Genomic DNA, 11,182 nt, shown 5'->3' with positions numbered 1-11,182 from the left:
ACCCCAGCCCTCTCCCCAAAGGGGAGAGGGTGTAATCGTCCCCTTTCCCCTTTGGGGAGAGGGTCAGGGTGAGGGGTGAGGGCATCAAACCGCACGTTTACCCAACGGCACCACCAGCGGCGTGCCCGCCACCGGATCGTCAATAATCATGCAGCGCATGCCGTAGATCCGCTCGATCAACTCTGGCGTTACTATCTCCTTCGGCGCGCCCTGCGCAACGATCTCGCCGTCGCGCAGCGCAATCAGGTGCGTGGCGTAGCGGCACGCCTGGTTTAAATCGTGCAGCACCGCCGCCAGGGTATAGCCCTGCGTGCGGTTCAGCTCGCTCAGCAGCTCAAGCAGATCGATCTGATGGCTGATGTCCAGCCAGGTCGTCGGCTCGTCCAGCAGCATGATCGACGTTTCCTGTGCCAGCACCATCGCAATCCACGCCCGCTGCCGCTGCCCGCCGGAAAGCGTGTCCACGCTCTGCAACGCAAGGTCGGTTATCCCCGTCGCCTGCATCGCGCGGGTGACCGCCGCGTCGTCCTCTTTGCGCCAGCGGGTGAACAGCGGCTGGTGCGGATAGCGCCCGCGGGAGACCAGCTCCTGCACCGTAATGTCCCCCGGCGTGGTGGCGTTTTGCGCCAGCAGCCCGATGCGCCGCGCCACCTCTTTGCTGGCAAAGCGCTGGATCTGCTCTCCGTCGAGGAACACGCAGCCCTCGGTTGGCGTCATCAGGCGGCTGAGGGTGCGCAAGAGGGTTGATTTGCCGCAGCCGTTCGGGCCGATAATCGCCGTAAAGTGGCCGTCCGGAATGGAAACGCTCAGGTCGCGGGCAATGATTTTTTTGCCGTAGCCGAGGGTTAAGCTTTCGCCGCGCAAGCGGGTTGTTGAATCGGTCATTTCCTGCGTGACTCCTGAACGAGCAAGACGATGAGGTAAATCCCGCCGAGGCTGACGGTCACTACGCCCACCGGAAGTTGATAAGGCATAAACAGACGCTGGGCGCAGAGATCGGCGGCCAGCAGCAGCAATGAGCCGCACAGCGCCGCCTGCATTAAGCCCCAGCGCGCCGTGCCGCTGACCCGCCGCGCGATGTGCGGGGCCACCAGCGCAATAAACGAAATCGGCCCGGCAATCGCCGTGGCGGCGGCGGTGAGCAACACGGCCACCAGCATCAGCATCAGCCGCGAGCGCTCGACGCTCACGCCCAGCGCGCAGGCGCTGTCGTCGCCCATCTCCAGCAGGCGCATGCGGCGCACCAGCAGCAGCGCGCCGATAAACATCAGCATTATCAGCGGTGCGGCGGGCCAAACCTTGCCCCACGTCAGCCCGTTGAGCGAACCGGCGTACCACAGCCCGGCCGAGACCGCCGTCTCCAGCGAGGCCTGCAGCAGGAGCCAGGTGTTGAACGCCATCAGCATGGCGCGCACGCCGATGCCGATAATGATCAGGCGGAAGGTGTCGATGCCGTTGCGCCAGGCCAGCGCCCAGATGACCAGCGAGGTTAAAATCCCGCCCGCCATCGCCGTCAGGGTGATGGCCGTCAGGTGCTGGCCAAACAGCACCATCGCCACCAGCACGCCGCTCCACGCTCCGGTGTTAAGGCCCATGACGTCCGGGCTGCCGAGGGGATTACGCATCAGCGACTGGAAGATCGCGCCGCTGACGCCGAGCGCCGCGCCGACCAGAATCGCCATCGCCACGCGCGGCAGCCGCCACTCGGTCACGACGAGGGTGATGTTGCGCGGCGCATGGCCGACCAGCGCGCTAAAGACCTGGGTAAAATCGAGCGTCACCGCACCGCTGCGCAGGCTCCAGACGGCCAGCAGCAGAATGGCGAGAGCCAGCAGGGCGACGCTGGTGATTAAACGACGAGACGGGCCCATCATGTGCCACCTCCGCGCCTGCGTCGTACAAGGAAGATCAGCACCGGCGCGCCGATAAAGGCGCTTACCACCGACACGCGCAGCTCGCCCGGCACCAGCAGGCGGCCCAGCACGTCGGCAAACAGCAGCAGGGCAGGGGTCGCGAGCAGCGTGACGGGAAGCGACCAGCGGTGATCCGCCCCGACCAGCCAGCGCGCCATGTGCGGCATCATCAGGCCGATAAAGGCAATCGGGCCGACGACAGCGGTGGCGCTGCCGCACAGCACGGTAATCGCCAGCAGGCCAATGAGCTGCGTGCGCGCCACGCGGTTGCCGAGCGCGGTGGCGGTGTCGCTGCCCAGGCTCAGGCTGTTGAGCGCCCGGCTTAAGCACAGCGCGACGGCGGCGGCGAGGGTTACCGGGATGACGACGACTTTGAGGGTTTCAAGGGTGCGGATATCCAGCGATCCCGCCTGCCAGAAGCGCAGCCGATCGTAGACGTCCGGGTTGAGCAAGGCGATGCCGTTGGTCATGCCTTCCAGCACCGCGGCCAGCGCCACGCCTGCCAGCGTCAGGCGCACCGGGCTAAGCTGCCCGCCGCCCTGGCTGCCGGTAAAGGCCACCAGCAGCGACGCCGCCAGCGCGCCGCAAAACGCCATCGCCAGCTGTTCGGTGGGCGACGAAAGGCCGAACAGCGCCGCGCCGAGAACAATGGCAAAGCTGGCCCCGGAGTTCACGCCCAAAATGCCGGGGTCCGCGAGCGGGTTGCGCGTAAGGGTTTGCATCAGCGCCCCGGCAAGGCCGAGCGCGCCGCCGGCCAGCAGCCCGGCAAGGGTGCGGGGAAGACGCGCGTCCAGCACGATGGTGCAGTCGGCGCTGCTGCAGGTGCCGGAGAGCGCGTCGAAAATAACGGAAGCGGGCAGCGGCTTCGCGCCGACCAGCAGGCTGAGTGCAATCGCAAGGATTAGCAGCAGCAATAAAACGGGCACGGCAAGGGCGCGCACCGCCGAAGAGGAAAACGACATAGCAACATCCATGATTTGATAATGATAGTGATTATCGTTATCTATCTTATTTGGCTATGTTAGCATGTGCGCCCATGGAATGGGTAGAAATAGACTCAAGGCTTTGTCATGAATCAAAAATCCTGGCTGCTTAACCTCAGCCTGCTCAAAACGCATCCGGCGTATCGCGCCGTTTTTATCGCCCGCTTTATCTCCATTTTGTCCCTCGGCCTGCTCGGCGTGGCCGTGCCGGTGCAGATCCAGGCGATGACGCACTCCAGCTGGCTGGTGGGGCTTTCCGTAACCCTAACCGGCGGAGCGATGTTTATCGGCCTGATGGTCGGCGGCGTGCTGGCGGACCGCTACGAGCGTAAGACGCTTATCCTGCTGGCGCGCGGGACCTGCGGCGTCGGATTTGTCGGGCTGTGCCTGAACGCCCTGCTGCCGGAGCCGTCGCTGGTAGCGATTTATGCGCTCGGCCTGTGGGACGGCTTTTTTGCCTCGCTTGGCGTGACGGCGCTGCTGGCGGCGACGCCCGCGCTGGTCGGGCGCGAAAACCTGATGCAGGCGGGGGCGATTACGATGCTCACCGTGCGCCTCGGCTCGGTGATTTCGCCGATGGTCGGCGGGCTATTGCTGGCAACCGGCAGCGTGGCGTGGAACTACGGGCTGGCGGCGGCGGGAACGTTCATCACCACGCTAACGCTGCTGCGCCTGCCGCGGCTGTCGCCTCCGCCGCAGCCGCGCGAGCATCCGCTGACGGCGCTGATGGCGGCGATTCGCTTTCTCTTCAGCAACCCGCTCATCGGCGGCATTGCGCTGATCGGCGGCCTGCTGACGATGGCGAGCGCGGTGCGCGTGCTGTACCCGGCGCTGGCGGGCGAGTGGCGGATGAGCGCCTCGGAGATCGGCATTCTGTATGCGGCTATTCCGCTGGGGGCTGCGTTCGGCGCGCTGACCAGCGGCAACCTGGCGCAGAGCGCGCGCCCGGGGCTGATTATGCTGGCGTCGACGCTGGCGTCGTTTATCGCCATCGGCTTCTTTAGCCTGATGCCCGTCTGGGCGCTGGGCGTGATGTGCCTGGTGATTTTCGGCTGGCTGAGCGCCGTGAGTTCGCTGCTCCAGTACACCCTGATTCAAACCCAGACGCCGGAAGGCATGCTGGGGCGCATCAACGGCCTGTGGACCGCGCAGAACGTGACGGGGGATGCCATTGGCGCGGCGATCCTCGGCGGGCTGGGAGCCGTGATGACGCCGGTGGCCTCGGCCAGCAGCAGCGGGTTTGTCCTGGCGATTATTGGCATGATTTTACTGGTGACGCTGGCGGAATTGCGCCGGTTCAGGCAGGAGATTGTGTTGAACGACGGTACGGCCTGATGCCCTCTCCCGAAGGGAGAGGGAGGGATAATGCCTACTTAAACAACGTATTCAATCTGTGTAATACCAGCATCGCGCTGTAATAATCCAGGCGGAACGTCTCCGTGCCCAATGCCCAGACGCGTTTGTTCCGCACGGACGGCAGGTGCGCCAGCAGCGGGTTGGCGTAAATCGCCGCGACGTCCTTCTCGTCTCCGGCAAACAGAAACAGCCCTTCGCCGTTCAGGCCCGTTGCCAGGTTTTCCCCGCCCAGCTGGATGATATCGTGGCGTTTGCCCTGGCTTGTCGAGGTATGCAGCCCGGCCGGCAGCTCTGCCAGCGTGAAGCCGAGCTGGTGCAGAAGCTGGCCCTGCGCGGACTCGGCGGTCCACAGGTTCGCGCTGTGCGCGGCGGCGGTGTAGACGATGGCGTTCACCGGCTGCGGCGGCATCTTCATCTGTTGTTTCACCTGCGCCAGCTGCGTATCAAACTCTGCTACGCGCGCGCTGGCCTGCTTCTCGTGCCCGGTTATCGCGCCGAGCTGCGTCAGCAGATCCTGCCAGCTTTTATCATCGTAGTTAATCACCAGCGTCGGGGCGATGGCCGAAAGCTGATCGTACAGCGCCAGCGCGGAATCCCCGCCGGTGGCGCTGATCAAAATGAGGTCCGGCATCTGGGCCGCCACCGCTTCGGCGCTGGGCTCGCCGATGTACAGCCGCGCAACGTTACGCTGCTTCGCAATCTCTCCCCACTGGCGCAGGAAGCCCTGCGCATCCGCCACGCGGTTGTTGGGCGCGGTGGCGCCGCTGGCAACAACCGGCGCGTCAATTGCCAGCAGGGAGCCGGTCAGCGTCACGCTGGTGGAGACAATGCGCGTCGGTTTGCTTTCAAGCGTGTGGACGCCGCGGGCGTCGGTGACCTCACGAGGCCAGTCGGCGGCGGTAGCTGCGGTAAGTCCTAAAACAAAAAGCCCGGTGAAAAGAAGGGCGTTTCGGCAAAGCGCGGAGAATTTCACGGCACGTGATCCTGTTTTTATTGAAGTTAATGCTTCTCATTTTCATCACTCCGCCGCCGCGATGCAAGCGATAGTCGCACAAGTTGCGCGCTCGGCGGTTGACAGTGAGGCGGTGTGGGATTAGGTTAGCGGTCGAAAATATAAATGATAATCATTATTGCTACTTTTATCATTTTAAGGAGGATGATATGGATACGTCATTGGATGAGGACATCCAGCACACCGCGACCACGCTGCAATCAGACAGCTTTTTCTTTATGTCGCCTTACCGCAGTTTTACCACGTCAGGCTGCTTTGCCCGCTTTTCTGAACCCGCCCTTGGCGGCGACGATCCGGCCGGGCGCTTCCAGCAAAAGCTCGCTCAGGCTTTCCAGAACGCAAAGGCCAGCGGCATTGCTCACCCGATTTTGGTGGGCGCTATTCCGTTCGATACCCGCAAGCCGTCTTCCCTGTTTATTCCCAAACAGTGGCACACCTTCTCGCGCCCGGCGCGCCAGCAGTCCGCGCGCTATTTTTCCGGCGCGCAGGCGCTCAGGGTTGCGCAGCGCACCGAGATCCCGCCGCAGCCCGAATTTGAAGAGATGGTGGCCCGCGCGGCGGCGCTGACCGCCACGCCGCAGGTGAATAAGGTGGTGCTGTCGCGCCTGATTGATATCGCCACCGACGCAAACATTGACGCCGGGGCCCTGCTGGAGCGCCTGATCGTCCAGAACCCGGCGAGCTATAACTTCCACGTACCGCTGGAAGACGGCGGCGTGCTGCTTGGCGCAAGCCCGGAGCTGCTGCTGCGCAAAGAGGGGACGCATTTTAGCTCGCTGCCGCTGGCGGGCTCCGCGCGACGCCAGCCGGACGACGTGCTCGACCGCGAGGCGGGCCACAGGCTGCTGGCGTCGGAAAAAGATCGCCACGAGCACGACCTGGTGACCCAGGCGATGAAGGCCGTCCTTGCCCCGCGCAGCCGCCACCTCAGCATGCCTGCTTCACCGCAGCTGATCGCCACGCCGACGCTGTGGCACCTGGCCACGCCGGTGGAGGGCGATGCGCGCGACGACGAAAACGCGCTGACGCTGGCCTGCCTGCTGCACCCGACGCCCGCGCTGAGCGGCTTCCCGCATCAGGCGGCAAAAGAACTCATTGCCGAGCTGGAGCCGTTCGATCGCGAGCTGTTCGGCGGCATCGTCGGCTGGTGCGACAGCGAGGGCAACGGCGAGTGGGTGGTCACTATCCGCTGCGCGCGCCTGCGCGAAAACCGGGTTCGCCTGTTTGCGGGGGCGGGCATTGTTCCGGCCTCTTCTCCGATCGGCGAGTGGCGGGAAACCGGCGTAAAACTCTCCACCATGCTGAACGTTTTTGGCCTGCACTGAGGGATCCCCATGACTATTCCGTTTACCCGCTGGCCCGAGGATTTTGCCCGCCGCTACCGCGAAAAAGGCTACTGGCAGGATCTGCCGTTAACCCACATTCTGACCGATAAAGCGGACAGCGACGCGGTGGCGATTATCGACGGTGAGCGCCAGCTAACCTACCGCCAGTTTCATCAGGCGGCGAACAGCCTTGCCGCCGCGCTGCAGGCGCAGGGCATCAAGCGCGGCGAGACCGCGCTGGTCCAGCTTGGCAACGTGGCCGAGTTTTACATCACCTTCTTTGCGCTGCTGCAAATTGGCGTCGCGCCGGTCAACGCGCTCTTTAGCCATCAGCGCAGCGAGCTGAACGCCTACGCTGCGCAGATTAAGCCCACCGTGTTGATTGCCGATCGCGATCACTCCCTGTTCGCCAATGATTACTTCCTCAACGCCTTTGTAGACGAACACCGCTCGGTGCGCGCGGTGCTCCTGCGCGGGGGTAACGGCGAACGCGCGCTGGAAGCGGCGATTGCCCGCCGCGCGGACGGCTTTATCCCGACCCCGACGCCCGCCGATGAGGTCGCGTTCTTTCAGCTCTCCGGCGGCAGCACCGGCACGCCGAAGCTGATCCCGCGCACGCATAACGACTACGACTACAGCATCCGCCGCAGCAACGAAATCTGCGGCATCACTGCCGAAACCCGCTACCTGAACGCGCTGCCCGCGGCGCATAACTACGCCATGAGCTCGCCGGGGTCGCTGGGCATTTTCACCGCGGGCGGCCGCGTGGTGCTGGCGAACGATCCGAGCGCCACGCTCTGCTTCCCGCTGATTGAAAAACATCAGATTACCGTCACCTCGCTGGTGCCCCCGGCGGTCAGCCTGTGGCTGCAGGCGATCGCCGACGGCGCGGGCAACGCGCAGCTTGCCTCCCTGACGCTGCTTCAGGTCGGCGGCGCGCGGCTCTCCGCCACCCTCGCCGCACGCATTCCGGCAGAGATCGGCTGTCAGCTTCAGCAGGTGTTCGGCATGGCGGAAGGGCTGGTGAACTACACCGCCCTCGACGACGCGCCGGAGCGGATTATCAACACCCAGGGCCGCCCGATGTGCCCGGACGACGAGGTGTGGGTCGCCGACGAGAACGGCAATTCGCTGCCGCGCGGGCAGGTGGGGCGCTTAATGACGCGCGGGCCGTACACCTTCCGCGGCTATTTCAACAGCCCGGAGCACAACGCCAGCGCCTTTGACGCCGACGGCTTTTACTGTTCGGGCGATCTGATCGCCATCGACGAGCAGGGCTACATCACCGTGCAGGGACGCGAGAAGGATCAGATCAACCGCGGCGGGGAGAAGATCGCCGCCGAGGAGATCGAGAACCTGCTGCTGCGCCACGAGGCGGTGATCCACGCCGCGCTGGTCAGCATGGACGATGCCCTGCTGGGCGAGAAAAGCTGCGCGTATCTGGTGGTGAAGCAGCCGCTGCGCGCGGTCGAGGTGCGTCGCTTCCTGCGCGAGCAGGGCGTTGCCGAATTTAAGCTGCCGGACCGCGTGGAGAGCGTCGACGCGCTTCCGCTCACGCCGGTTGGCAAAGTCGATAAGAAACAGCTGCGCCTGTGGCTCGCGGAACGCACACAGGGCTGAGGAAAACATATGGCTATCCCAAAATTAACCGCATACGCGCTGCCAGCGGCGGCAGAGCTGCCGACCAACAAGGTGAACTGGGCGTTTGAGCCCGAGCGCGCGGCGCTGCTGATCCACGATATGCAGGAATACTTCCTGAACTTCTGGGGCGAAAACAGCCCGATGATGGCGCAGGTAGTGGCGAACATCGCTAAGCTTCGCGCGTACTGCAAAGAACACAACATTCCGGTCTACTACACCGCCCAGCCGAAAGCGCAGAGCGATGAAGATCGCGCGCTGCTGAACGACATGTGGGGGCCGGGGCTGACCCGCTCGCCGGAGCAGCAGCGCATCGTTGCCGAGCTTGCGCCCGACGAGGCGGATACCGTGCTGGTGAAGTGGCGCTACAGCGCGTTCCACCGCTCGCCGCTGGAGCAGATGCTGAAAGAGACCGGCCGCAACCAGCTGCTGATTACAGGCGTCTATGCGCACATCGGCTGCATGACCACCGCCACCGACGCCTTTATGCGCGACATCAAGCCGTTCTTTATTGCCGACGCGCTGGCGGATTTCACCCGCGACGAGCACCTGATGTCGCTCAAGTATGTGGCCGGGCGTTCTGGCCGCGTGGTGATGACCGACGAGCTGCTGCCGTCCGTACCGGCGTCGAAAGCCGCGCTGCGCGAGGCGGTGCTGCCGCTGCTGGACGAATCCGACGAGCCGATGGACGATGAAAATCTGATCGACTACGGCCTGGACTCGGTGCGCATGATGGCGCTGGCCGCGCGCTGGCGCAAAGTGCACGGCGATATCGATTTCGTGATGCTGGCAAAAAATCCAACAATCGACGCCTGGTGGGCGCTGCTCTCCCGCGAGGTGAAGTGATGGCGTTTGATTTTACCGGCAAAAATGTATGGGTCACGGGGGCCGGAAAAGGCATCGGGTACGCGACCGCGCGGGCGTTTAGCGAGGCGGGCGCGCGGGTGACCGGGTTCGACCTGGCCTTCCCGCTGGACGATTACCCGTTCGCAACCGAAACGCTGAACGTGGCGGACGCCGTGCAGGTCCGCGACGTTTGCGGGCGCCTGCTTGGCCGCGTCGAGCGCCTGGACGTGCTGGTCAACGCGGCGGGCATTCTGCGCATGGGGGCGACGGAGCAGCTTACGCAGGAGGACTGGCAGCAGACCTTTGCGGTCAACGTTGGCGGCGCGTTTAACCTCTTCCAGCAGACGATGGGCCAGTTTCGCCGCCAGCAGGGCGGGGCGATCGTTACCGTGGCGTCCGACGCGGCGCACACCCCGCGCATCGGCATGAGCGCCTACGGCGCGTCGAAGGCTGCGCTCAAAAGCCTGGCGCTGACCGTCGGGCTGGAGCTGGCGGGCAGCGGCGTGCGCTGTAACCTGGTATCGCCGGGCTCAACGGACACCGACATGCAGCGCACCCTGTGGACCCGCGACGACGCGGAACAGCAGCGCATTCGCGGCTTTGGCGAGCAGTTCAAGCTCGGCATTCCGCTCGGCAAAATCGCCCGTCCGCAGGAGATTGCCAGCACCGTGCTGTTCCTCGCGTCGGACGCCGCCAGCCATATTACCCTGCAGGATATCGTCGTGGACGGCGGTTCCACGCTGGGGGCGTAAGATGATCTGGAAACGGCATTTATCCCTTGAGGAGCTCAACGCCACCAGCCTGAACACGATGGTGGCGCATCTCGGCATCGTTTATACCCGCATCGGCGACGAGACGCTGGAAGCGGAGATGCCGGTGGACGCGCGCACCCATCAGCCGTTTGGCCTGCTGCACGGCGGCGCCTCCGCGGCGCTGGCGGAAACGCTCGGCTCGATGGCCGGGTTTCTGATGACCCGCGACGGGCAGAACGTGGTGGGCACCGAGCTGAACGCCACGCACCACCGGGCGGTGTCGCAGGGAAAGGTGCGCGGCGTGTGCCAGCCGCTGCATCTGGGGCGTACCAGCCAGAGCTGGGAGATTGTGGTGTTCGACGAGCAGGGAAGGCGGTGCTGTACGTGCCGGTTGAGTACGATGGTGCTGGGGTAGCTTTGTGCGGCCTGCTGCCCTCACCCTAACCCTCTCCCACGGGGAGAGGGGACGGTATGGTGCAAAATTAAAGCATAGAGACTACGCGTTTGAGTAATCGAATCCTCGGTTCAATCGACGCCTTATCCAGCCACTCCGCCGGGCTGTGGAAGCCCGCGCCAATCGGCCCCAGGCCGTCGAGGGTCGGAATGCCGAGTAAAGTATGTGCCAGCCGCTACATCTGGGGCGTACCAGCCAGCGCCAGGAGATTGTGACGTTCGACGAGCAGGGAAGGTAGTGCTATACCTGCTGGTTGAGCACGGTGGTGCTGGGGTTGGCCCTATATGAGAATAACTCGCTATAGATGAATCATAGTGAGTTGAAATGCGTTTCATGCTGATGGATTTGTGAGCAAAATTTTCCTAAAATACATCCCGAACATACAATATCGATAGCCAAGAAGACTCGTTATGATTATCCTGCGCGCAGGAATTATATGAAGGGAATTTTCAATGAAATCGATAGGGTATATTACAGGATTGTTTTCTGTAACCATAATATTATCTGGGTGTGCAACTTATTGGGGGAAGGTTCCTTATATTTCTCCGCCAGAATCAGAGGAAAATACGGCTAATGTGAGGATGATTGGTAACCCGCCTGGGTTTACTATTAGTCAGTTTGGTAATAAGCCTGGAGCGGTTGATTACACCAGCTTAGTAATTTTAAGACCAACTCATGACATGGGGTTTCCTAAGGTAAATAACGATCCGGAGCGTTATAAAGAAACATATTATGATGCCAAAGTTTATGCAGGGACGCCAACGCGGGTTGGATTCAAATATATTTATGGTTGCAGCGATGTGGGGCACACCTTTATCCCTCAAAAAGGAGAAACATATGAGTTTAGACTCTCGATAACTGATAAAACAGGCTATTGCGTCTTGTATGCCACGCATTTGAAGT

At 63.0% G+C, this 11,182-nt stretch carries 11 protein-coding genes and 2 pseudogenes; 8 read left to right on the top strand and 5 right to left on the bottom strand.

All coding sequences use genetic code 11. The annotated features are described in order from the left end of the window. Nucleotides 1–84: 84 nt before the first annotated feature. From fepC to fepD, 3 genes are read right to left on the bottom strand one after another with little or no spacing between them, the layout of a single operon-like run. Nucleotides 85–885: an iron-enterobactin ABC transporter ATP-binding protein gene (gene fepC / locus DBY73_RS20110; protein WP_112012911.1), complete on the bottom strand. Its 801-nt coding sequence runs from the start codon at nt 883–885 to the stop codon at nt 85–87. After that, nucleotides 882–1,871: an iron-enterobactin ABC transporter permease gene (fepG, locus tag DBY73_RS20105; protein ID WP_112013021.1), complete on the bottom strand. Its 990-nt coding sequence runs from the start codon at nt 1,869–1,871 to the stop codon at nt 882–884. The genes fepC and fepG overlap by 4 nt, the downstream gene beginning before the upstream one ends. Further along, nucleotides 1,871–2,875 (bottom strand): Fe(3+)-siderophore ABC transporter permease, encoded by a 1,005-nt coding sequence (gene fepD / locus DBY73_RS20100; RefSeq protein ID WP_112012910.1) that lies wholly within the window; start codon nt 2,873–2,875, stop codon nt 1,871–1,873. Before fepD ends, fepG begins: the two co-directional genes overlap by 1 nt. A gap of 108 nt (nt 2,876–2,983) precedes the next feature. Here fepD and entS point away from each other — a divergent pair, with 108 nt between their 5' ends. Next, nucleotides 2,984–4,231, top strand: a complete 1,248-nt coding sequence (entS, locus tag DBY73_RS20095) for an enterobactin transporter EntS (RefSeq protein WP_112012908.1) — start codon at nt 2,984–2,986, stop codon at nt 4,229–4,231. A 34-nt stretch (nt 4,232–4,265) separates the two neighbouring features. On the opposite strand, the gene fepB is transcribed toward entS, so the two are convergent. Beyond that, nucleotides 4,266–5,225 (bottom strand): Fe2+-enterobactin ABC transporter substrate-binding protein, encoded by a 960-nt coding sequence (gene fepB / locus DBY73_RS20090; RefSeq protein ID WP_112012906.1) that lies wholly within the window; start codon nt 5,223–5,225, stop codon nt 4,266–4,268. Between the two features lie 188 nt (nt 5,226–5,413). Between fepB and entC the strand changes: the two genes are divergently transcribed. Genes entC through entH form a run of 5 tightly spaced genes read left to right on the top strand, consistent with a single transcriptional unit; the run spans nt 5,414 to nt 10,240 of the window. Next, nucleotides 5,414–6,589, top strand: coding sequence for an isochorismate synthase EntC (gene entC / locus DBY73_RS20085; RefSeq protein ID WP_112012904.1), 1,176 nt, complete (start codon nt 5,414–5,416; stop codon nt 6,587–6,589). Between the two features lie 9 nt (nt 6,590–6,598). Next, nucleotides 6,599–8,209: a (2,3-dihydroxybenzoyl)adenylate synthase EntE gene (entE, locus tag DBY73_RS20080; RefSeq protein WP_112012902.1), complete on the top strand. Its 1,611-nt coding sequence runs from the start codon at nt 6,599–6,601 to the stop codon at nt 8,207–8,209. Between the two features lie 9 nt (nt 8,210–8,218). Further along, a complete protein-coding gene (locus tag DBY73_RS20075) occupies nt 8,219–9,073 on the top strand; it encodes an isochorismatase (protein ID WP_112012900.1) in 855 nt (284 codons plus the stop codon). Then, nucleotides 9,070–9,825, top strand: a complete 756-nt coding sequence (gene entA / locus DBY73_RS20070; protein ID WP_112012899.1) for a 2,3-dihydro-2,3-dihydroxybenzoate dehydrogenase EntA — start codon at nt 9,070–9,072, stop codon at nt 9,823–9,825. Before DBY73_RS20075 ends, entA begins: the two co-directional genes overlap by 4 nt. A 1-nt stretch (nt 9,826) precedes the next feature. Next, nucleotides 9,827–10,240, top strand: a complete 414-nt coding sequence (entH, locus tag DBY73_RS20065; protein WP_112012897.1) for a proofreading thioesterase EntH — start codon at nt 9,827–9,829, stop codon at nt 10,238–10,240. Between the two features lie 67 nt (nt 10,241–10,307). Here the strand turns inward: entH and DBY73_RS22340 are convergent. After that, nucleotides 10,308–10,445: pseudogene (locus DBY73_RS22340) on the bottom strand (M20 family peptidase); the annotation flags it as partial. Here DBY73_RS22340 and DBY73_RS20055 point away from each other — a divergent pair. Together DBY73_RS20055 and DBY73_RS20050 are read left to right on the top strand one after the other, a co-directional pair. Next, a pseudogene (locus tag DBY73_RS20055) lies at nt 10,443–10,517 on the top strand (thioesterase); the annotation flags it as partial. The pseudogenes DBY73_RS22340 and DBY73_RS20055 overlap by 3 nt on opposite strands. Before the next feature lie 214 nt (nt 10,518–10,731). Then, nucleotides 10,732–11,182: hypothetical protein (locus tag DBY73_RS20050; protein WP_112013019.1), on the top strand; the 451-nt coding region annotated here is incomplete at its 3' end.

This window comes from Enterobacter sp. RIT418 (assembly GCF_003057745.1).
GTDB lineage: Bacteria > Pseudomonadota > Gammaproteobacteria > Enterobacterales > Enterobacteriaceae > Enterobacter.
This window is presented reverse-complemented; position numbering and strand designations above follow the sequence as displayed.